Here is a 21429-nt window from a genome sequence, read left to right as displayed (position 1 = left end):
CGCCATGATCCTGTATGAACTGATCCCGTTCGAATATCTGCGCCTGACCTGGTGGCTGATCCTGGGCGTTCTGCTGATCGGCTTCGCGCTGACGGACGGTTTCGACATGGGCACCGGCGCGCTGCTGCCCTTCGTGGCGAAAACCGATGCCGAACGCCGTGTCGTGATCAACACGATCGGCCCCGTATGGGAGGGAAACCAGGTCTGGTTCATCCTCGGCGGGGGCGCGATCTTCGCGGCCTTTCCACCGCTCTACGCGATCAGCTTCTCAAGCTTCTACCTGGTGATGTTCGCCATTCTCGCGGCGCTGATCGTGCGGCCCGTGGGCTTCAAGTTCCGCAGCAAGCGCGAGGATCCGAAATGGCGCGCGCGCTGGGACGCGGCGCTCTGCTTTGGCGGCGCCGCCCCGGCGCTGCTGTTCGGCGTCGCGGTCGGCAACGTGTTGCTGGGCATTCCCTTCTACCTGACCCCCGACCTGCTTTCGATCTATGACGGCCCCGCCTTCATGAAATTCTTCGGCCTGCTGCGACCCTTCGCGCTGCTGTGCGGGATCGTCTCGCTGGCGATGCTGGTGATGCACGGGGCGGGCTGGCTGGTGCTGAAGACCGAGGGCGCGATCGCCGACCGCGCCCGCCGCCATGGCGTCACGGCGGCGAAGGTGGTGCTGGCGGGCTATGCGCTGGCCGGGCTGTGGCTGGCCTTCTTCATCGACGGCTATGCCCTGGTGAACCCGCCGGACCCGAACGGCGCCTCGAACCCGCTGGCCTCGACCGTCAGCCGGTCGGGAAGCTGGCTTTCGGCCTATGCCGACCGTCCATGGATCGCGATCGCCCCGGCGATGGGTTTTCTGGGCACCTTCATGGCGATGCGGGCGCTGCGTTCGGGCGGGCAATATTCGCCGCTGGGCTGGTCCAAAATGGCGATCTTCGGGATGATTTCCTCGGTCGGGCTGACGATGTTCCCGTTCCTTCTGCCCTCCAGCACCAGTCCCGATTCGTCGCTGACGATCTGGGATGCCTCGTCCTCGCATCAGACCCTGTTCGTGATGCTGGTGGCGACGGTGATCTTTCTGCCGCTGATCCTGGCCTATACCGCCTGGGTCTATCGGGTCCTGTGGGGCAAGGTGACGGAAGACGACGTCTCGGACCCCGAACGTCACAGCTATTGAGGAAACCGCCCATGTGGTATTTCGCCTGGATCCTCGGCCTGCCGCTGGCGGCGATGTTTGCCGTCGTCAACGCGATGTGGCTGGAACTGCAAGAGGACCGCGCCCTTTTCGAGGGCCGCCGCAACCACGACAGCGTCGACGAAGACTGAGACTTGCGGGATCGCGGCGAATGCGCCAAGTCTCGGCCTCATGAGACCCAAGCCCTTCGCCCCGATCCCCGCATCCCTGCCCGCGACCGTGCCCTTCATCGGCCCCGAGACGTTGCAGCGTCGGCGCGGCGCCGCCTTCGATGCCCGGCTGGGCGCGAACGAGAACGGCTTCGGCCCCAGCCCCGCCGCCATCGCCGCCATGCGGGACGAGGCCGCGCGGGCCTGGCAATACGGCGATTCGACCAGCCACGATCTGCGGCACGCGCTGGCCGATCATCACGCCGTTCCGGCCGAAAGCGTGACGGTGGGCGAGGGGATCGACGGACTTCTGGGCAATCTCGCCCGCCTGATGATCGACCGGGGCGATGTGGCCGTCACCTCGGACGGCGCCTATCCGACCTTCAACTACCATGTCGCGGGCTTCGGCGGCGCCTTGCACAAGGTGCCCTATCGCGACGATGCCGAGGATCTGGACGCGCTGTCGGCGGCGGCGCGGAACCGCGGGGCGCGGCTGGTCTATCTGGCCAATCCCGACAACCCGATGGGATCGTGGCACCAGGGTCCGGCGATCCGGGCGATGCTGGACGATCTTCCCGACAGCGCGCTGCTGATCCTGGACGAGGCCTATATCGAATTCGCCCCCGACAGCGCGATCCCGCAGATCGCGGCGGACGATCCCCGCGTGATCCGGATGCGGACATTTTCCAAGGCCTACGGGCTGGCGGGCGCGCGGATCGGCTATGCGATCGGCCATCCCGACCTGATCGCCGGCTTCGAACGCATCCGCAACCATTTCGGCGTCAACCGGATGGCGCAGGCGGGCGCGCTGGCGGCGCTGCGCGATTCCGCCTGGCTGTCCGATATCCGGCACCAGGTGGGCAAGGCCCGCGACCGCCTCGCCGCCATCGCCGCCGCCAATGGCATGACCGCCCTGCCATCCGCGACCAATTTCGTGGCCGTCGATACCGGCCGCGACGGCGCCTTTTCGCGCCGCCTCGTCGCCGCGCTGGAACGGCAGGGGGTCTTCGTCCGCATGCCCGGCGTGCCGCCTCTGGACCGCTGCATCCGCATCAGCTGCGCCCCCGCGCCGGAGCTGGACATCCTGGCCGAGGCGCTGCCGCGCGCGCTGGCCGGTCTCTGAATTTCCGCGCAGCCGGTGCACGGGCTGTGCACGGGCTGTGCACATCCGGTGCACGCGGCATGCCCCGCAAGGCCCGCCCCTTGCCTTGGCCCCAATATCCCCGCCGGAGGCACCCGTCCTCGCCACGAAAGCCGGCGGCCCCGGCCAGGATCACATCGCCGCCAGTTGCGCCAGCGCCGCCTTCAGCCGCGCGATGTCGTCTTGCAGGACGACCAGTTTCCGGCGCGTCTCCTCGATCACCTCGGCCTCGGCATTGGCGGCGAATTTCGGGTTTTCCAGCCGCTTTTCCAGACCCTCGGCATCCTTTCGCGACCTGGCCAGGGCCTTCTGCAACCGTGCCGTCTCGGCCGCCACGTCGATGACATCGCCCAGCGGCAGGGCGAAACTGGCCCCTTGCGCCGAGACCGAGATCGTGCCCTTGCCCGCGGTCCCGTCGCGCGGCGCGTTCACGCGCGCAAGCCGTTCGATCAGCGGAGCGTTGGCGCTCAGCGCGGCGCGGGCCGCGTCATCCGCCTCGGTCACGACCAGATCCAGCGTCGCGCCCGCCGGAACCCCCATCTGCGCCCGCGCCGAGCGCAGCGCCTCGATCAGCGCGATCACCCAGTTCATTTCGCGATCCGATGCCGGATCGATCAGTTCGACGCCGTAATCCGGCCAGTCGCCGTGGACCAGCATCTTCCTCCGCTCGCCGGTCAGCGCCCAGAGTTCCTCGGTCACGAAAGGCATGATCGGGTGCAGCATCAGGTAGCACTGGTCCAGAACCCAGCCCATCGTGGCGCGGGTTTCCTCGGCGCAGGGACCATCGAACAGCGGCTTGGCGAATTCGACATACCAGTCGCAGACCTTGCCCCAGACAAAGGCATAAAGCCCGCTGGCCGCGTCGTTGAAACGATAGCCCTCCAGCGCCGCATCGGTCGTCATGCGGATGCGGGCGACCTCGCCGATGATCCAGCGATTGACATGATGACCGGGTTCGGGCCGCGCGCCGCCGCCGCGCACGCCGTTCATCTCGGCAAAGCGGGTGGCGTTCCAGATCTTGGTGACGAAATTGCGGAATCCCTCGACATGACGCGGCCCCAGCCTGGGATCGCGGCCCATCGCGGCCATGCTGGTCAGGGTCATGCGCAGCGCATCGGCGCCGTATTCGTCGATCAGATCCAGCGGGTCGATGACGTTGCCCTTCGACTTCGACATCTTCGCGCCCTTTTCGTCGCGCACCAGGCCGTGGACATAGACGGTGTGGAAGGGCACGTCGCCCGTCACCTCCAACTGCATCATCATCATCCGCGCGACCCAGAAGAAGATGATGTCGAACCCGGTGACGAGGACGTCGGTGGGGAAATATTTCTGCATTTCCGGTGTCTTGTCGGGCCAGCCCAGCGTGCCGACCGGCCAGAGCCCGGACGAGAACCAGGTGTCCAGAACGTCCGGGTCGCGCCAGACCGGATAGACCAGTTCGGTCGGATTCTGGGACAGATTGTATTCCGCAAGGCTTCTTGCCAGCGTTTCGACCGCGGCGGCGCGGTCGGCGACCTCGATCACGCGACTGGCCTCCAGCGGCGCCGGCAATCCTGCGATATCGTCGCGGAATTTCTGCACGATGCCTTTGAAATCGGCCGCGCAATGCTGGCGCTGGCCGGTATGGACCAATCCATCCACCAGCAATTCGAACAATTCGACCTCGTCCAGAGCGCCGTCGCCCTCGTCATCGACGAAGTTCTCGATCGACAGATCCAGCCCGTACCAGACCGGAATCTGGTGTCCCCACCAAAGCTGGCGACTGATGGTCCAGGGCTCGATGTTTTCCAGCCAGTTGAAATAGACCTTCTTGTGCTGCTCGGGCAGGATCTGCGTGCGCCCGTCGCGTACGGCGTCGATGGCGGGCTGGACGATCCGTTTCGTGTCCACGAACCACTGATCGGTCAGCATCGGCTCGATCACCACGCCGGAACGGTCGCCGAAAGGCTGCATGATCGGCTTGCTGTCGATCACCGGCGCGCCGTTGGCATCGGTGACGGCAAGCCCCTCGGCGGTGATCTCGTCGATGACCTGCCGGCGGGCCTCGAACCGGTCCAGCCCGCGCAGATGGTCGGGGACGAGATTGACGCCCGACACGTCGCCCACATCCTCGCCCTTCGCGGCGCGGGTCGCGATGGCGGCGCTGTCCGCATAGGGCAGCCCGTCCTCGCGCATCGCGCCTTTCGTGTCCATCAGCGCGTAAAGCGGGATGCCGTTGCGGGTGGCGACGCCGTAATCGTTGAAATCATGCGCGCCGGTGATCTTGACCGCGCCGCTGCCGAAATCGGGATCGGGGTATTCATCGGTGATGATCGGGATCAGCCGGCGATGTTCCCTGGGGCCGACCGGGATCTCGCACAGCTTGCCCACGATCGGGGCATAGCGGGCGTCGCCCGGATGGACCGCGACCGCGCCGTCGCCCAGCATGGTTTCGGGCCGCGTCGTGGCGATGCTGATGTAGTCCCGCGTCTCGCGCAGGGTGACGTTGCCGTCTTCGTCGCGCTCCACGTATTCATAGGTCTCGCCGCCGGCCAGCGGGTATTTGAAATGCCACATATGGCCGGGAACCTCGCGGTTCTCGACCTCCAGATCGCTGATCGCGGTTTCGAAATGCGGGTCCCAGTTCACCAGTCGCTTGCCGCGATAGATGATACCCTTGTTGTAGAGGTCGACGAAGACCCGGATCACCGCGTCGTGGAAATTGCCCTCCTCGCCGTCGGGCGCGCCCGGCGCGCCGGACATGGTAAAGGCGTTGCGCGACCAGTCGCAGGAGGCGCCCAGACGCTGCAACTGGTTGATGATCGTGTCCCCGGATTCCTGTTTCCACGCCCAGATCTTCTCGACAAAGGCGTCGCGCCCGATCTCGCGGCGGTTCGGTTCCTGCCGCTGCGCCATCTGTCGTTCCACCACCATCTGCGTGGCGATGCCGGCGTGATCCTGACCCGGCTGCCACAGCGTGTCGAAGCCGCGCATCCGGTGCCAGCGGACCAGGATGTCCTGCAACGTGTTGTTGAAGGCGTGGCCGATATGCAGGCTGCCGGTCACGTTGGGGGGCGGGATCATCACGGTGAAGGTGTCGGACCGCGAGGCGTTGGCGCCCGCGGCGAAGGCGCCCGTGCGTTCCCATTCGGCGCTGATCCGGGCCTCGGCGGCCTGCGCGTCAAAACTCTTGTCCATGTTCATGGCGGCATATCCCCTTGCTTGGCACAGGGATTAGCGAAGCCGGGCGGAAAGGCCAAGGGAATGTGGTGCGAATGCGGCGATGCAGTCAGCCGCCGGCGGTCAGTGAAAGCGGGCGGCGATCCTGTCCGCGGCGCGACACGGGGCTGGCGCGGCGACAGTTGCGGGCCGCGTCATTCCGCCGCCCGGCCGCGCGGCGCGGGCCGCGGGCCCAGCATCGTCCGGCTCATCCATTCACGATCCGGGGGGCTTCGCCGGACCCGTCCCGCGAAAGGCGAGGGCGGCGCCGGTGTCATGCGGCGCGATCAGGGGGCGGCCTGCCTGGGTCCGACCACGGCGAAATGCGCGCCCTGCGGATCGCGGGCGATGGCGATGAAGGCACCGCCGGGCACCTCTTGCGGACCGTGGATGACGGCGCCGCCGCCGGCCTCGATCCGGACCATCGCCTGGGTCACGCCGTCGGTGCCGAAATAGGGCAGCCACGCCGGTACCGGCGCATTGCCCATGCCCATCATGCCGCCGATATCCGTGCCGTCATGGCTGAAAAGCTGATAGGTTCCCATCTCGCCCATGTCGATGGGCCTCGATTTCGACCAGCCCAGCAACGCCGAATAGAAGGCGAATCCCGCCTTGGGGTCGGTGCTCATCAACTCGTTCCAGTTTCCATGCCCGGCCTTCGACTGATCGAACGCCTGGCCGCCTTGCGCGCCGTCTTCCATCGGCAGCGGTTGCAGGATGCCGAAAGCCGCGCCCTGCGGATCAGAGGCGATGGCGAAGCGCCCGGTGCCCGGGATGTCGGCCGGTTCGCGAAAGATGCGGCCGCCCGCCGCGATGATGTCGGCGGCGGCCCCGTCGGCATCCTCGACGGCGAAGTAGATCAGCCAGTTCGGCGGCATCTGCGAGACGTCGGGGGGCATCTCCATCAGCCCCGCCACCCGGTCGTCCCCCGCGCTGGCGAGGTGATAGGAAAAGTCGTCCATGCCCGCGTCCCGGATCGACCAGCCCAGAACCGCGCCGTAGAAATCTCCGGCGGCGGCAAGGTTGCCCTTGCTGGTGGTCAGTTCATACCAGCAAGGCTTTCCATGAAATCCGGCCATCTGCTCCTCCTCAGCTTTTGTCCATGACGGGCACGAAGCCGCCCCAGAACATGCGCATTCCGTCAAAGGGCATGTCGCCCATGTCCGCGCCGGCCATTTCGGCCTCCATTTCTTTCGCGGCCTTGTCGGCGGTGGCCCTGTCGGGCCATTCGATCCAGGAAAAGACCGGTGTCTCGCCCTCCTTCGCGTCGGCGGCACGGTAGAAGTCGGTCACCTTGCCATGCGGCACGTCGTCGCCCCAGTTCTCGACCATGTGGGTCGCACCCTTGTCGCGGAACATCTGCTCGGCGCTGCTGGCCATCCTGACATAGGCATCCTTGTTTTTCTCGGGGACGGCCAGAACGAAGCCCTGGACATAGCTGCCGGGCTTCGACGCGCCGAAGCTGTAGACAGGCACGAAGCCGCCCCAGAACATCCGCATTCCGTCGAAAGGCATCGGCGGCATGGCCTGAAAATCAGGATGATCCTGCATCTGCGCCCCTGCCTTGTCGGCTGTGGCCTTGTCGGGCCACTCGATCCAGGAAAAGACCGGGGTCTCGTCCTCCTTGCACTGGGTCGCACGATAGAAATCGGTCTGCCTGCCCTTCGGAATGTCTTCGCCCCAGCATTCGACCGCGCGCAAGGCGCCCAACTTCCTGAAGATCGGCCATGCCTGTTGCGCATGTTCGGTATAGGCGTCCTTGTTCGCGGTCGGTACCGCCTGAACGAAACCCCAGAAATACGTCATTTTCCCCTCCATTTCGGCGCGACGACGCGCCCGCGAATCGCATTCTGCGTCTTGTGGTATTAAAAAACAACTTATAGTATCAAGAAATGACTACCGACGGCCGAACTCCGCGCATCCGATATGACGAGGGATGCCTTGCCGCCCACGCGCTGAATGTCGTGGGCGATCGCTGGGCGCTGCTGATCGTCCGCGAGATGCTGCTGGGCCCGAAGCGCTTCCAGGCCCTGCGCCGTGGCCTGCCCGGGATCACGGCGGCGGTGATGACGCAGAGGCTGGCACAACTGGCCGAGGCTGGGGTGGTCGCGCACGACGCGACACTGGGCATCTATGCGCTGACCGAAAGCGGACGGGCGCTGCTGCCGGTGTTGCAGGCGATGTGCCGCTGGGGTGCGGCCCATCCCGGCCACGATCCGCGGCGTTTCATCAGCCCAACCGCGCTGATGATCTCGATGACGGCGATGATCGATAGCACGGCCGCGCAAGGGCGCGATGTCGCGGCGGCGTTCGTCATGCCGCGCGAGGGTTTCGTGCAGCGCCTGTCGGGCGATGGTGTCCTGCGCCCCGAGGTCGCGCCTGCGCCCATTGGCGATTTCGTGCTTGAAGGGGATGGCAACCGGCTGGCGATGGCGGTCTATGGTCCCGCGCCCCTGGCCGATCTGTCCGCGCGCGGCGTGATCGGACTGCGCGGCGACGCCGATGCGGCACAGCGTTTCGTGGATCTGTTCCGGTTGCGCGACGGTCGTGACCGCGATCAACCGGGGCGCGCGGAATCTTCGTGAAATCGTTACCGGTTTCGGGCTATGGACCGCCGAAATCCGCGATTCGCGCCCTTTTCCCCGTGAAACTGGAACAGCAAGGTGCCGATTGGGGTTTTCCACGCGGCCTTGGCCGAACCGAACGATACGCGAAAGGATCCCGCCGATGGGAGAAATGAAGACAGTCTGGGACAATCCGGCCGAGATCATCCGCAATCTTCAGCCCGAACATCCGCTGATGGTGTTCGCCCCGACCGTGCTTCAAAGCCGCGCCCGGACCTTTCTGGCAGGCTTTCCGGGATTGGTGACCTATGCCGTCAAGTCGAACCCCGACGAGGCCGTGATCCAGACCCTTGTCAGCGCCGGGATCAGGGGATTCGACGTGGCATCTCCTTTCGAGATCGACCTGATCGGCCGTGTCGCACCCCGCACCGCGCGCCATTACCACAACCCCGTCCGCGCCCGGCACGAGATCGCCCATGCGGTAGAGGCCGGGATCAGGGCATGGTCGGTGGACAGCCTCAGCGAACTGGAAAAGCTGTTCGCCCTGGTGCCTGCCGAGATCGATGGCAAGGGGGTCGAGATTTCGCCCCGCTTCAAGCTGCCGGTTCTGGGCGCGGCCTATGATTTCGGCTCGAAGTTCGGCGCGACGCCGGATCTGGCGGCCGAGTTGCTGGGGCTGGTGGCCCGTCGCGGCTATGTGCCCTCGCTGACCTTCCATCCGGGCACGCAATGCGTCGATCCGATTGCCTGGGAAAGCTATATCAGCGTGGCGAAGGAAATCTGCGACATGGCGGGCGTCCGGGCGCAACGGCTGAATGTCGGCGGCGGTTTCCCCTCGCATCGGGTCATTGGCGTCGAGCCCGACCTGCAATCCATCTTTACGGAGATCGCCGATACGGTGGCCGACAGCTTTGGCGATGACGCGCCGGATCTGGTCTGCGAACCGGGTCGCGGCCTTTGCGCCGATGCCTTTTCGCTGATCACCCGCGTCAAGGGTATCCGCGATGGCGCCGCCGTCTTTCTCAACGATGGCGTCTATGGCGGGCTGGCCGAACTGCCGATCATCGGCAATATCGACCGTATCCAGGTGCTGGACCCCAGGGGCCAATCGCGCGACGGCGAACGCAGCGGGCGCGTATTGTTCGGCCCGACCTGCGATTCCGTGGACCGGCTGCCTGGCGAACTGGCGCTGCCCGCCGACATCGAAGAGGGCGATTTCGTCATCTTCCACGGCGCCGGAGCCTATTCGACGGTCACGAACACGCGCTTCAACGGCTTTGGTGCGATGAGCCACGCGACCGTGATGGCGCTGGAGTAATTGTTTCCTCACGCTCGCATGCTAGCGTCGGAGGATGGTAACGATTCGCCCGGTTCAGATTCACGTCGTGCTGATGGACGGCACCTTCGCCTCGCTCGATGATGGGCGGCGGTCGTCGATCGGACGTATCCACCGGCTGCTGACCGGCCTTTTCGGCCCTCTGCCCGGTCCGCGGCCACGTATCCATTACGGTCTGGGCCAGCAATGGAACCGCTGGCGAACCCTGCCCGAACTGGCCATGGGCCGGGCAATGGAGGCGCGGATCATCGACGCCTATGGCTGGCTTGCCTCGGGGTATCGTCCGGGCGACCAGATCTTTCTGTTCGGCTATTCCCGCGGCGCCTTTGCGGTGCGCAGTCTCGCCGGCATGATCGGGCGGATCGGCCTGCTGCGCGCGGATGCGGCCACCGAACGCAACACGCGCCTGGCATGGCGGTATTATCGCGACGGCGGATCGGAAAAAGCCATCGCCGCCTTCCACCGACGGCGTTGCCGGTCCGAGGTGCCGATTCGCATGGTCGGCTGTTTCGACACGGTGATGGCGCTTGGGCTGCGGTTGCCGCTGCTGTGGATGCTGACCGAGCCGCGCTTTCGCTTTCACGATCCGCATCTGGGCGGCCAGGTGGAATACGGGTTTCAGGCGTTGGCTCTGGACGAGACGCGGGCTGCCTTTGCGCCGCTGCTCTGGGACGATGCCGGCGGCGCCGGCCATATCGAACAGATGTGGTTTCGTGGCGCCCACGCCGATATCGGCGGACAGCTCAGCGGACTGGAATTTGCCCGTCCGCTGGCGAATATCCCGCTGGTCTGGATGCTGGAGAAGGCCGAAGGCGCGGGCCTGCCGCTGCCCCATGACTGGCAGGCACATTTCCCCGGCGATCCGACCGCGCCCGGTATCGGCTCATGGCGCAAATGGGGCAAGGCATTCCTCTCGCGTGCGCCGCGCGTGGCCGGAACCATCGCCAGCGAGGCTCTGCATCCGACGGTGCCCGATCCCTATCCCGGCCCGGCACTGCTGACCGGTCATCTGGCCGGTCACGCACTGGACATGCCGCGCCGAATATCGCGCCGCTGGAAGCGCGCGCAGCCCGCATCGGACGCCGCCTCGGACAATATCTGAGCGCCGGATCGGCCAAAGCCCGAAACGCGAAGCCCGCGACCCGGATCCCAAGTCCGCGCGCGACGTCGGTGACGCGGCGATGCAGAAGCCTCTGGCGCGTCCTGATTGGGCCAACCTTTGGACCTCTCTGGAGCAGGTAGGCATCGCCGCGCCCGCCCCAAGGGATGCCGGGCCACGACTTTCCGGCGTCTTCAGGCCGGGCCGGTTCGGATCGGCAAGCGCGGCTTCAGGCCACTGCCTCCAGTTCGCGGACGGGTTGCACGCCAAGTGCGGCGCAGACGTCGCGGGTCATTTCGGGCCGGTTCAGCGTATAGAAATGCAGCCGGTCCACGCCGCCCTCGATCAGCGTGTCACACAACTCGGCGCAAATGGCGGTGGCCAGAAGCCGTTCGCGGTCGCCGCCGTCGCGGATCGCGGCTGCAAAGGCATCCTCGGCCCAGGCGGGAATGGTCGTGCCGCAGCTTTGCGCGAACCGTTTGGCGCCCGCCCAGCCCTGAATCGGCAGAATGCCGGGAATGATCGGCACGTCGATGCCCGCCTTGTCGCATTTGTCGCGGAAACGGAAAAAGGTTTCGGCCTCGAAGAAGAACTGGGTGATGGCGCTGGTCGCACCGGCGTCGATCTTGCGTTTCAGCCAGGCGACATCGGCGTCACCATCGGCACTGTCGGGATGCGGTTCGGGATAGGCGCCGACACGGATCGTCATGTCGCCCCGGGCGGCGATCGCCTCGATCAGTTCGACCGAATTGACGAAGCCGTCATCGTGCGGCGTGAAGCGGTCCTGCCCCTTGGGCGCATCGCCGCGCAGGGCCACGATTTCGCGGATTCCGGCATCGGCATAGGATTGCACGATCTCCATCGTCTCGGCGCGCGTGGCCTCGACGCAGGTCAGGTGGGCGGCGACGTTCAGCCCGTAATGGCGGTTGATCGTCGTCACCGCGTCATGGGTCAGCTTGCGCGTGGTGCCGCCCGCGCCATAGGTGACCGACACGAAATCGGGGTTCAGCGGGGCCAGGGCGCGCGCGGCTTCCCACAGACGGAACGAGGCGTCCAGCGTCTTGGGCGGAAAGAATTCGAAGCTGATCTTCGGCGCGGTGCGGGTCATGGCGATTCCTTTGTCTTGCGCCTCTTGTGCCATCATCGGGGCCGTGAGACAAATTCATAATTCTCAAGATAAACTTGAAACGGGCTCAACATGCATCTGGAACTGCGCCATCTGCGAACGGTTCAGGCGATCCACGAACAGGGTGGCCTGGCGCGGGCGGCCGAAGTACTGAACATCACCCAATCGGCGCTGTCGCATCAGGTCAAGGCGCTGGAGCAGCAGGCCGGGGTGGAACTGTTCGTTCGCCGGGCCAAGCCGATGCGGCTGTCTGCGGCCGGAATGCGCGTCCTGCGGCTGGCCGAGCAGGTATTGCCCATGGTCGCGGCGACCGAAGCCGAGTTCAAGGGCGTCGAGGCAGGCCGAATCGGCCGGCTGCATATCGCGATGGAATGCCACGCCTGTTTCGACTGGCTGCTGCCGGTGCTGGACATCTTCCGCCGGGCATGGCCCGACGTGGACGTGGACATCCGCCAGCGGCTGGCCTTCGGCGCGCTGCCCGCGCTGGCGCGCGAAGAGGTCGATCTGGTCATCTCGTCCGACCCCGAGGATGTGCCGGGCGTGATCTACCAGCCGCTATTCGACTATGCGCCCACGCTGGTGGTCCCGGCCGGGCATCCGCTGACCATCAAGGGCTATGCCGACCCGCGGGATCTGGCGGATGAAACGCTGATCACCTATCCGATGGAGCGTGCGCGGCTGGACGTGTTCAGCCAGTTCCTGACCCCCGCCGGGATCGAGCCCGCCCGCCAGCGCACGGTGGAACTGACAGCGGTGTCGCTGATGCTGGTCGCCTCTCGGCGAGGTGTGGCGGTGATGCCCGACTGGGTTCTGCGTCGCGAATCCGCCAATCCCGATATCGCCATGTTGCCTCTGGGCCCGGGCGGCATCCTGCGCCGCCTCTATGCCGCGATCCGCGAAGAGGATCTGTCGCAGCCCTACATGGCCCATGTCCTGCGGCTTTCGCGCACCGAGCCGCTGCGGATGCTGCGTGGTTCGGCCTCGTGACGCCGCGCGCGGCTTCACATTCCGCGCGCCAGCCCCTATGAGGCGGCGATCCCCATTCCGGAGCATGTGATGGCAAGCGCCAATCTGAACGTCATGATCAAGGCCGCCCGCAAGGCGGGACGCGCGCTGGTCAAGGATTTCCGCGAGGTCGAGAACCTCCAGGTCAGCGTCAAGGGCGCGGGCGATTTCGTGACCCGCGCCGACCGCGAGGCCGAGCGGGTCATCAAGGAGGAACTGCGCAACGCGCGGCCCAATTACGGCTGGCTGGGCGAAGAGACCGGCGAGGATGCTGGCGAGGATCCGACGCGGCGCTGGATCGTCGATCCGCTGGACGGGACCACCAATTTCCTGCACGGCCTGCCGCACTGGGCCGTCAGCATCGCGCTGGAGCACAAGAGGGAAATCGTCGCGGCGGTGATCTTCGATGCCGCCAAGGACGAGCTGTTCACCGCCGAAAAGGGTGCCGGCGCCTTCATGAACGACCAGCGCCTCCGCGTCTCGGGCCGGCGCCATCTGGGCGAGGCGCTGTTCGCCACGGGCATTCCCTTCGCCGGGCGCGGTCCCTTGCCGGCCGCCTTGCAGGATCTGGCCCGGCTGATGCCGATCAGCGCCGGTGTCCGCCGCCTGGGCGCGGCCTCGCTGGATCTGGCCTATGTCGCGGCCGGGCGATACGATGGCTACTGGGAACGCGGCAACAAGCCCTGGGACGTGGCGGCGGGCATTCTGATTGTGCGCGAGGCCGGCGGTTTCGTCGAAGGCATCGGCGAGGGCGACGATGCGCTGGAAACGGGCCGCATGATTGCCGCCAATCCGCAGATATTCCAGCCCTTCGCCAAGGTGATTCGCAGCCGCGACTGACCGCGCGGTCGCGCCGGGCCGATCTGCGGCAAGCGCATTCCGGCCATGACTTGACGTAGCCTCGCGCGCCGCGCATGGGCGGTATACAGAGGACCGCGCCCATGCCCGACGATCGTCACGACCCGCCCCATGCCGCCTCGGCGGCCGCGGCCTCTGCGCCGCCGCCCGTGCCGCCGCGGATGTCCCCGCCCGCGCAGGACAGGACCGGGCTGGGGATCCTGCTGATGTCCGCCAGCGCGCTGATCTTTTCGATGCAGGATGGCTTTTCGCGGGTGCTGGGCGCGGAATATCCGCCGGTTCTTGTGGTGATGATCCGATACTGGGTCTTCGCGGCTTTCGTCATCGTCCTGGTCTCGCGTCAGCCGGGCGGTCTGAGGCGGGCGGTGCGCACCAGGCGGCCGCTGACGCAGATCGCGCGGGGCGTGCTTCTGGTGCTGGAGGTCGTGGTCATGGTCGAGGCTTTCGTCCGCCTCGGCCTGGTCGAGACGCAGGCCGTCTTCATCGCCTATCCGCTGCTGGTCGCGGCCCTCTCCGGCCCGGTCCTGGGCGAGAAGGTCGGCTGGCGCCGCTGGGCGGCGATCGGGATCGGCTTTTCGGGCATTCTCGTGATCCTGCAACCCGGCGGCGGCGTCATGCGGATCGAATCGCTGCTGCCCTTTCTCGCGGCGTTCATGTTCGCGCTCTATGGTTTGCTGACGCGGCATGTCTCGCGCGACGATCCCTCGATCGTCAGCTTCTTCTGGACCGGCGTCGCGGGGGCGGTGGCGATCACGCTGATCGGGATCTGGGACTGGCGCTGGCTGGCGCCGGTGGACTGGATCTGGATGGCGGGATTGTGCATCTGCGGCATGAGCTCGCATTATCTGATGATCCGCGCCTATGAATTGGCCGAGGCTTCCGCGCTGCAGCCCTTTGCCTACACGCAACTGGTCTGGGCCAGTCTGATCGGCGTGTTCGTCTTCGGCGAGGTGCTGCGCCCCAGCGTCGTTCTGGGTGCCATGATCGTGGTGTTGGCCGGCCTGTTCACGCTGTGGCGCGCAAGGGTCAGATCGGCCTGAGACCTCGAGGCGCAGCACCGGGGACCGGAACGAGATGTCGGCCCGGTGCGCCCGACCGATTGCGGATGCCTGGCGCCGTTCCTGACCACGCCTCAATCGGACGCGACCGCCTCGACCGCAGGATTGATCCAGCCTTCGGGCAGGCGTGGCCCGATGAAGGGTTTTCCGGGTGGCCGGGACGACAGCGCCAGCGTCAGCCGCAGCGGCGGCGGCGGCATCAGCCCGCCGCCGGTCAGATCGAAGGTCGGCACGATCGGGGCGGGCTTGCCGCTGATGCGGGCGCGATAGATCGCCATCGCCTCGGTCACGCGCATGACATAGTTGCGCGTCTCGTCGAAGGGGATCAGTTCGACCCAGTCCACCGGATCGAAATCGCGCCGCAGATCGCCGAAATCCGACAGCCAGCGCGCCGGCCGGCCGGGCCCGGCATTGTAGCCCGAGGCGGTCAGCGCGGTCGAGGTCCCGAACCTTTCGCGCAGGCCCTCCAGATAGGCGGCGCCCAGCCGGGCATTATAGGCCGGATCGGCGGTCAGCCGCGGCAGGTCGTAGGGCAGGCGCAATCGGCGGGCCATCTGTTCGGCCGTTCCGGGCATCAGCTGCATCAAACCGCGCGCGCCGACCGGGCTGCTGGCCGTGTGGTTGAATTCGGATTCCTGTCGCGCGATCGACAGGATCAGTTCGGGAGGCAGCCCCAGATCGGCCTTTTCCAGCCCGGTCAGCGGGAATTGCGCGGCGGGATAGATCACGCCCTTGCCGGCGGCCTGCTTGGACAGGCGCAGGCCATGCCAGGGCGCCCGCGCCTCGATCATCAGCCGGGCCATGCGGGCGATGTCCTCGGGCTCGGCCGTTTGCGAAAGTTGCAGGAAGAATCGCTGTGCTTCATCCACCCGCCCGACCGCCAGCAGCCACAGCCCGGCGCGAAAGACGTCGTTCTCGGCCAGCCGAGCGCCGCGCCAGTCGGGCAGGGTCTCGACCGCCTTGCCGGGGACCGCAAAGGCGGGCGGCATGGTGGCGCGAACCTTTTCTGCGGCAAGCTGGCCATAGAAGACGCCGGGCTGCCGCGCCGCCCCGGCATAGGCTGCCCGCGCCGCCGCCTGATCGCCAAGCGCCTCTTGTGCGCGGCCCTGCCAGTAAAGCGCCCGCGCAGTGCTGATCGCGCTGCCGACGACGGTTTCCAGATGGCGGAAATGATCCAGCGCCCGCTGCCCCGCGCCCTGATGCAGCGCCGCGAATCCGGCCAGCCATTCAAGGTCGGAATAATGCGGATTGTCCGGCGTCAGGAAATGCTGCGCGGCCAGCCTTTCGGCCAGCGCCCAGTCGCCCTGCCGCATCGCCAGGCGCGCGTAGTCGACCCGCATCTGCGCCCAGAGTTCGGGCACCCGCAATGCCTCGGCGCTGGTCGAGGCCGCAAGCATCAGATCCCGCGCGCCGTCGTGGAACTTTGCCTTCACCCGCCACCGAAAGCGGTCCATGGTCAGGCCGGGATCCTCGCGCTGGTCGGCCGGCAGGGCAAGGATCATGTCATCGACACCCGGCTGGCGCGCCTGAAGCGCGATCCGGGCGGCGATCAGGGGGCGGTCGGTCTGGGGCAGGCGTTCCAGCAGCCGCTGGGCCTGCGCCCATTCCTGCCGGTCCAGCATGGCCACCGCGCGCGCCGTCATCAGCGGCGCAAGTTCTTCGCCATAGCGATCCAGGAACGCCGTTTCTTCCTCGCCTTCCAGCGGTGTTTCGGTCCAGAACCGTGCGCGTTCGGCGCGGGCCTCGTCGGGGTCCAGAACCGCCAGCAACGCGGTTTCGGCGCGCAGCGACCGGGGCGGCTCATCGCCCAGCCAGTCGCGGATGTCGGCCTCGGGCAGGGTGGCGGGCAGTTTCGCCTCGCCGCGTCTGCGCAACAGGTTCAGACCTGGCCAATCCGGATGCCGGCGGATGAAGGCGAGGTAATCGGCGAAATCGCCGTAGCCCGCGCGCAGGGCCTGCCAGCCGACCAGCGATTCGGCCACGGGGCCCGACCGTTTCGCAGCATCGCGCGCGGTCACCCAGTCGCGCACATCGGCGGCGGCCAGCGCCAGCGCCAGCGCGCCGCGCTCTTCGGCGTGGGCGGGGGTGGCAAGCGGCAGGGCGGCAATCAGCCCTGCGGCCAGAATGTCACGCAGAAATCCCATCTCCACCCCATCTCGCCGCCCGACGCCCGCGACGCAATTCACAACCTTGGCAAGACCGGCGCCGGGGGCTAGTTAGGCGCGGCGAAATCCAATCTTCAAGGAGCGTGTCATGTTCAAGGGATCTTTGCCCGCGCTGGTCACGCCGTTCACCCCGGACGGCGAGCTGGATCTGGACACGCTGAAGATGCTGGTCGAATGGCATGTGGATCAGGGCAGCCACGGTCTGGTGCCGGTCGGCACCACCGGCGAAAGCCCGACGCTGACCCATGACGAACACCGGCTGGTCATCGAAGAGGTGGTCAGATCCGCTGCCGGTCGCATCCCGGTAATCGCGGGGGCGGGGTCCAACTCGACCCGCGAGGGGATCGGCCTGATCCGGCACGCGGCCGATGTCGGCGCGGATGCCGCGCTGGTGGTGACGCCCTATTACAACAAGCCGACGCAGGCCGGACTGATCGCGCATTACACCGCCCTGACCGAGGCGGTGGATCTGCCGATCATCATCTACAACATCCCCGGCCGTTCGGTCATCGACATGCTGCCCGAGACGATGGGCGTGTTGTCGCGGCTGCCGGGGATCATCGGCGTCAAGGATGCGACCGGCCGGCTGGAACGGGTCAGCCAGCAGCGCATCACCTGCGGGCCGGACTTCATCCAGCTTTCCGGCGAGGACGGCACCGCGCTTGGCTTCAACGCTCATGGCGGGATCGGCTGCATCAGCGTCACGGCCAATGTCGCGCCGAAACTTTGCGCCGAGTTTCAGGAGGCGACCCTGCGCGGCGATTATGCCGCGGCGCTGGAATATCAGGACCGATTGATGCCGCTGCATCTGGCGATCTTCGTGGAACCCGGATTGGTCGGTGCGAAATATGCCATGTCGCGGCTGGGCCTGTGCGACGAACGCGTGCGTCTGCCGCTGGTGGGCCTGACCGATCCGACGCGCCGGCTGATCGACGCGGCGCTGGACCATGCCGGCCTGAACTGAGGTCAAGGCCGGGCTTCGGGGCGTAGCCCCGCGTCCGCCGGTCCCTCGATGGGCCGGAGAAGGCTGCGCCCTCGTCGTTCCGGCCGTCGCGACGGCTTGCCCTGGCCCGGTCGCGGGGCGATTGCGGTGGCAACTTTGGTGTTCATCTGTAATCTTTCCCTGGATCGATCGGCCGGCGGCCTTGCCGTCCCGGAAGCCCATTCGCCCGATTGCGGGGTTCCGCCATGCGGATCGCGGACAGGGAAGCGAGAGACATTTCCGGCGGCGGCTGTAACGCCCGCGCGGAATCAGGCGTAAGGACATGCGATGAGTGATGCTGGCGGTTCGGAAGACTGGTCCGACCTGATGCGCGCCGCCAATACGGGCGACAGGGCGGCCTATCACCGCCTGCTGACGCTGATGACCCCGGTTCTGCGCGGTATCGTCCGGGCACGCGCTGCGGGGATGGATGTCGACTGGTGCGAGGATGTCGTGCAGGAAACCTTGCTGGCGATACATTTGAAGCGCGCAACCTGGGACGAGGCGCTGCCTTTGCGTCCCTGGGCCTATGCGATCGCACGACACAAGCTGGTCGATGCCTTCCGCCGTCGCGGCCGCGCGGTTCACCTGCCGGTGGAGGATTTCGCCGAGACCCTGGAATCGGCGCCCGAACCCGACCCGACCGAACGCCGCGATGCGGCCGTCCTGATCGGCCGCCTGCCCGAACGCGACGCCGCGCTGATGCGCTGCCTCGCGCTGGAAGGTCGTGACAGCGAGGAATGCGGCGGCCGTCTTGGCCTGAAGCCGGGCGCCCTGCGTGTCGCCCTGCACCGTGCCCTGCAACGGCTGGCCCGGCTGCGATTGGAGGATGAACGATGAAGACCGACGATCTGATCAGTCTGCTGGTGCGCGACGACACAATCCCGCCCGCCGTGACGCCGCGGCTTGTTTCGGCGATCCTGCTGGCGCTTGCACTGGTGGCGGGACTGCTTGTGTCGCTGGTGGGCGTGCGGGCCGATCTGGCGCGGGCCTTGGCGGACCCGGTCACGCGGATGAAGTGGCTGCTGCCGCTGGCACTGGGACTGCCGGCCCTGGTTGCGGCCTTGCGGCTCAGCCGTCCGCAGACGCGCGGATCGCCGGGGTTGCTTTTCGCCGCGCTGGTGGCGGCGGCGGCAATGCTGTGGCTGGTGCTGGCCATCAAGGCGACCCCGGCCGGCATGGTATGGCCGCGGATCAAGGGCAACTCGGCCATGATGTGCTTCTTTGCGATCATGCTGGTCTCGGCGCTGCCGCTGGCGGCGGGCCTGCGCGTGCTGGGTGGCGGCGCCAGCCCCGCGCCGATGCTCAGCGGTGCCGCACTGGGTCTTGCGGTCGGCAGCCTGGCCGCGACGCTTTACGCATTTTTCTGCACCCAGGATTCGCCGCTGTTCTTCCTGACCTGGTATGGGCTGGCCATTGCCGTGGTCACGCTGGCAGGCGCGGTCGCCGGGCGCGGGATGCTGCGCTGGTAGCCGGTCACCTTTCGTGATGTGCGGAATGTGCGACCAGGTCCCAGCGGCGATCCTGCACCGATGCGCGTGAAATTGCCGCGGATTGTCACGGCCTCCTTTTCAAGCCGACACATTGGTCCCATATTGATGGCGAGGAGAGTTTGCCCCATGCCGCTGCCGCAGTTCCTGTTGATGATCCTGACCGTTCTGCTGGCTGCGGCGCTGTCGCTGCTGGCAGCCATCGCCCTGGACCTGCCGGGGGTCGCGCTGATCTTCGCGGTGCTGACGGGCGCGGCGCTGATCCATTTCGGTCATCGCGATGGCCGCGACAATCACGACGGCTGAATCGCTGCCCCGCTGCCTGATGCTGGCCTGCGGGGCCTTGGCGCGCGAATTGCTGGCCATCCGGGATGCCAATGGCTGGGATCATCTGGATCTGCATTGCCTGCCTGCCGAACTGCATCTGCGTCCCGAGAAAATTCCCGATGCGGTCAGCGCGGCGGTCGCCCGTTTCGCCCCCGACTATGACCGGATCGTGGTTGTCTATGCCGATTGCGGCACGGGCGGGCTGTTGCAGGCGCGCTGCGCGGAATTGGGGGTCGAGATGATTCCCGGACCGCATTGCTATGCCTTCTTCGACGGGATCGAGGCGCATGCCATGCGCGCCGAACGCGAATTCACCGCCTTCTACCTGACCGATTTCCTGGTCCGCCAGTTCGATGCCTTCGTCTGGCGCGCCATGGGTCTGGATCGGCATCCGCAGTTGCGCGACATCTATTTTGCCCATTACGAAACGCTGATCTATCTGGCCCAGACCGAGGATTCGGCCCTTGACGCCAAGGCGCGCGAGGCCGCCGAACGGCTGGGTCTGCGCTATGAACGCCGAACGACGGGATATGGCGATCTGCCGGGGGTTCTGGCTCAGCTTTCCAGTTCGGCATCCCAGTAGAGGAAATCCATCCAGCTGTCATGCAGGTGGTTGGGGGGGAAACGCCGCCCGACGGCGTGCATTTCGCCGGGGCTCGGCTGGCGCGGCTTGCGACGCAGGTTCATCCCCGAATGACGCAGGCTGCGGTTGGCCTTGCGCAGATTGCAGGGCGAACAGGCGGCGACCACGTTTTCCCAACTGGTGACGCCGCCGCGCGAGCGGGGCACGACGTGATCGAAGGTCAGATCGCCCTTGGCGCCGCAATACTGGCAGCAGAATTCGTCCCGGAGAAAAAGATTGAAGCGCGTGAAAGCCACGCGCTTCTGGGGTTTTACGTAATCTTTCAAGACGACGACCGAGGGTATCCGGAAAGCCTGCCGCTGACTTCGGACCACCTCGTCATATTCGGCGATGATCGCGACCCGGTCCAGAAACACCGCCTTGATCGCTTCCTGCCAAGGCCACAGCGATAGCGGATAATAGCTGAGCGGCCGGTAATCGGCATTCAGCACCAGCGCCGGGTGATGGCGCAGACCGGCGGGTTCGCGAACGAAATGGGTCCGGAAATCCGTATGATGACGCTCGTTCAGCATGTCGCCTTTTCCAGCCGGTCCCGAATTGGCAAGGTCCGGGGCCTTGGTCTATCCACGGGACCGACTATATATCGGGCTACCCGTCTGGCAAGCCCCCGCATGTATTCGAACCACCGATCGGATAGCGCGTTTGCGTGACGACAGCGTGACGATTTGCCCGCTGCCCGGCCGCGTGGCAGAATGCGGCCATGACCACCACAGCCCCGCCCCTTCTGGGCACGCTGGAAAGCGCGCTCTATGCCGACGATCTGGAGGCCGCCACGAGGTTCTGGCGGGAGGTGATGGGGCTTTGCGATTTTCAGTCCGTTCCCGGACGGCACGTCTTCTTCCGGGTCAGCGATGGGCCGCCCCCGCAGGTTCTGCTGGTCTTCCGCCCAGACGCCACCGAAACGCCACCGGCACCGGATGCGACACTGCCGGTGCCGCCCCATGGCGCGCGCGGGCCGGGCCATGTCTGTCTGGCCGCCGGTCCCGAAACTCTGGACGCCTGGCGCGACCATCTGCTCGCGCATGGTATCGAGATCGAGGCCGACTTTCGCTGGCCGAATGGCGCCCGCTCGTTGTATTTTCGCGATCCGGCGGGCAATTCG

21 protein-coding genes are annotated in these 21429 nt (G+C 66.6%); 15 read left to right on the top strand and 6 right to left on the bottom strand.

Annotated features, from left to right (window positions below):
• Positions 1–4 precede the first annotated feature (4 nt).
• From cydB to B4A72_RS02410, 3 genes are read left to right on the top strand one after another with little or no spacing between them, the layout of a single operon-like run.
• Positions 5–1168 carry a cytochrome d ubiquinol oxidase subunit II gene (gene cydB / locus B4A72_RS02420; RefSeq protein ID WP_292951695.1) on the top strand — a complete coding sequence of 388 codons (1164 nt, stop codon included), beginning with the start codon at positions 5–7 and terminating at the stop codon, positions 1166–1168.
• An 11-nt stretch (positions 1169–1179) separates the two neighbouring features.
• The gene (cydX, locus tag B4A72_RS02415; protein ID WP_292951698.1) at positions 1180–1317 is read left to right on the top strand and encodes a cytochrome bd-I oxidase subunit CydX; all 138 of its coding nucleotides are present in this window, start codon (positions 1180–1182) and stop codon (positions 1315–1317) included.
• 40 nt (positions 1318–1357) lie between these two features.
• On the top strand, positions 1358–2458 hold the full coding sequence (locus B4A72_RS02410; RefSeq protein WP_292978044.1) for a pyridoxal phosphate-dependent aminotransferase: 1101 nt from the start codon (positions 1358–1360) through the stop codon (positions 2456–2458).
• Positions 2459–2608: 150 nt separating this feature from the next.
• Here the strand turns inward: B4A72_RS02410 and B4A72_RS02405 are convergent, their stop codons facing one another.
• From B4A72_RS02405 to B4A72_RS02395, 3 genes are all read right to left on the bottom strand, one after another.
• Positions 2609–5659, bottom strand: a complete 3051-nt coding sequence (locus tag B4A72_RS02405) for a valine--tRNA ligase (RefSeq protein ID WP_292951707.1) — start codon at positions 5657–5659, stop codon at positions 2609–2611.
• Between the two features lie 302 nt (positions 5660–5961).
• Positions 5962–6753 carry a VOC family protein gene (locus B4A72_RS02400; RefSeq protein ID WP_292951710.1) on the bottom strand — a complete coding sequence of 264 codons (792 nt, stop codon included), beginning with the start codon at positions 6751–6753 and terminating at the stop codon, positions 5962–5964.
• 10 nt (positions 6754–6763) lie between these two features.
• Positions 6764–7480, bottom strand: a complete 717-nt coding sequence (locus B4A72_RS02395) for a DUF1428 domain-containing protein (RefSeq protein ID WP_292951713.1) — start codon at positions 7478–7480, stop codon at positions 6764–6766.
• 86 nt (positions 7481–7566) lie between these two features.
• Between B4A72_RS02395 and B4A72_RS02390 the strand changes: the two genes are divergently transcribed.
• The 3 genes from B4A72_RS02390 (at position 7567) to B4A72_RS02380 (ending at position 10676) form a co-directional block, all read left to right on the top strand.
• Positions 7567–8259: a winged helix-turn-helix transcriptional regulator gene (locus tag B4A72_RS02390; protein ID WP_292951716.1), complete on the top strand. Its 693-nt coding sequence runs from the start codon at positions 7567–7569 to the stop codon at positions 8257–8259.
• Positions 8260–8401: 142 nt separating this feature from the next.
• A complete protein-coding gene (locus B4A72_RS02385) occupies positions 8402–9556 on the top strand; it encodes a type III PLP-dependent enzyme (RefSeq protein ID WP_292951719.1) in 1155 nt (384 codons plus the stop codon).
• 34 nt (positions 9557–9590) lie between these two features.
• Complete coding sequence (locus tag B4A72_RS02380) at positions 9591–10676, top strand: DUF2235 domain-containing protein (protein WP_292951722.1); 1086 nt, start codon at positions 9591–9593, stop codon at positions 10674–10676.
• Between the two features lie 226 nt (positions 10677–10902).
• On the opposite strand, the gene metF is transcribed toward B4A72_RS02380, so the two are convergent.
• A complete protein-coding gene (gene metF, locus B4A72_RS02375; RefSeq protein WP_292951725.1) occupies positions 10903–11781 on the bottom strand; it encodes a methylenetetrahydrofolate reductase [NAD(P)H] in 879 nt (292 codons plus the stop codon).
• A 90-nt stretch (positions 11782–11871) separates the two neighbouring features.
• On the opposite strand from metF, the gene B4A72_RS02370 reads away from it, so the two are divergent.
• The 3 genes from B4A72_RS02370 to B4A72_RS02360 all read left to right on the top strand — a co-directional run bounded on the left by B4A72_RS02370 (position 11872) and on the right by B4A72_RS02360 (position 14702).
• Positions 11872–12786 carry a LysR family transcriptional regulator gene (locus tag B4A72_RS02370; RefSeq protein ID WP_292951728.1) on the top strand — a complete coding sequence of 305 codons (915 nt, stop codon included), beginning with the start codon at positions 11872–11874 and terminating at the stop codon, positions 12784–12786.
• A 66-nt stretch (positions 12787–12852) separates the two neighbouring features.
• Entirely contained in the window at positions 12853–13644 is a 792-nt protein-coding gene (locus B4A72_RS02365) for an inositol monophosphatase family protein (RefSeq protein ID WP_292951731.1), read from the top strand.
• A 101-nt stretch (positions 13645–13745) separates the two neighbouring features.
• A complete protein-coding gene (locus tag B4A72_RS02360; RefSeq protein WP_292978043.1) occupies positions 13746–14702 on the top strand; it encodes a DMT family transporter in 957 nt (318 codons plus the stop codon).
• A gap of 92 nt (positions 14703–14794) precedes the next feature.
• Here the strand turns inward: B4A72_RS02360 and B4A72_RS02355 are convergent, their stop codons facing one another.
• A complete protein-coding gene (locus B4A72_RS02355) occupies positions 14795–16864 on the bottom strand; it encodes a lytic transglycosylase domain-containing protein (RefSeq protein WP_292951737.1) in 2070 nt (689 codons plus the stop codon).
• A 109-nt stretch (positions 16865–16973) separates the two neighbouring features.
• Between B4A72_RS02355 and dapA the strand changes: the two genes are divergently transcribed.
• From dapA to B4A72_RS02330, 5 genes are all read left to right on the top strand, one after another.
• On the top strand, positions 16974–17849 hold the full coding sequence (dapA, locus tag B4A72_RS02350) for a 4-hydroxy-tetrahydrodipicolinate synthase (protein ID WP_292978042.1): 876 nt from the start codon (positions 16974–16976) through the stop codon (positions 17847–17849).
• A 306-nt stretch (positions 17850–18155) separates the two neighbouring features.
• Complete coding sequence (locus B4A72_RS02345) at positions 18156–18707, top strand: sigma-70 family RNA polymerase sigma factor (RefSeq protein ID WP_292951743.1); 552 nt, start codon at positions 18156–18158, stop codon at positions 18705–18707.
• A complete protein-coding gene (locus B4A72_RS02340) occupies positions 18704–19339 on the top strand; it encodes a DUF1109 domain-containing protein (RefSeq protein WP_292951746.1) in 636 nt (211 codons plus the stop codon). Before B4A72_RS02345 ends, B4A72_RS02340 begins: the two co-directional genes overlap by 4 nt.
• 147 nt (positions 19340–19486) lie before the next feature.
• Entirely contained in the window at positions 19487–19663 is a 177-nt protein-coding gene (locus tag B4A72_RS02335; RefSeq protein ID WP_292951749.1) for a hypothetical protein, read from the top strand.
• Positions 19638–20267 (top strand): DUF1638 domain-containing protein, encoded by a 630-nt coding sequence (locus B4A72_RS02330; RefSeq protein ID WP_292951752.1) that lies wholly within the window; start codon positions 19638–19640, stop codon positions 20265–20267. The genes B4A72_RS02335 and B4A72_RS02330 overlap by 26 nt, the downstream gene beginning before the upstream one ends.
• On the opposite strand, the gene B4A72_RS02325 is transcribed toward B4A72_RS02330, so the two are convergent.
• The gene (locus B4A72_RS02325) at positions 20240–20839 is read right to left on the bottom strand and encodes an HNH endonuclease (RefSeq protein WP_292978041.1); all 600 of its coding nucleotides are present in this window, start codon (positions 20837–20839) and stop codon (positions 20240–20242) included. The genes B4A72_RS02330 and B4A72_RS02325 overlap by 28 nt on opposite strands.
• Before the next feature lie 188 nt (positions 20840–21027).
• On the opposite strand from B4A72_RS02325, the gene B4A72_RS02320 reads away from it, so the two are divergent.
• On the top strand, positions 21028–21429 hold a 402-nt coding region (locus B4A72_RS02320; protein WP_292978040.1), incomplete at its 3' end, for a VOC family protein.

This window comes from Paracoccus sp. UBA5162, assembly GCF_002413585.1.
Taxonomy (GTDB): Bacteria; Pseudomonadota; Alphaproteobacteria; order Rhodobacterales; family Rhodobacteraceae; genus Paracoccus.
The sequence above is the reverse complement of the archived record's forward strand: the minus strand, read 5'-3'. Positions and strand labels throughout refer to the sequence as shown.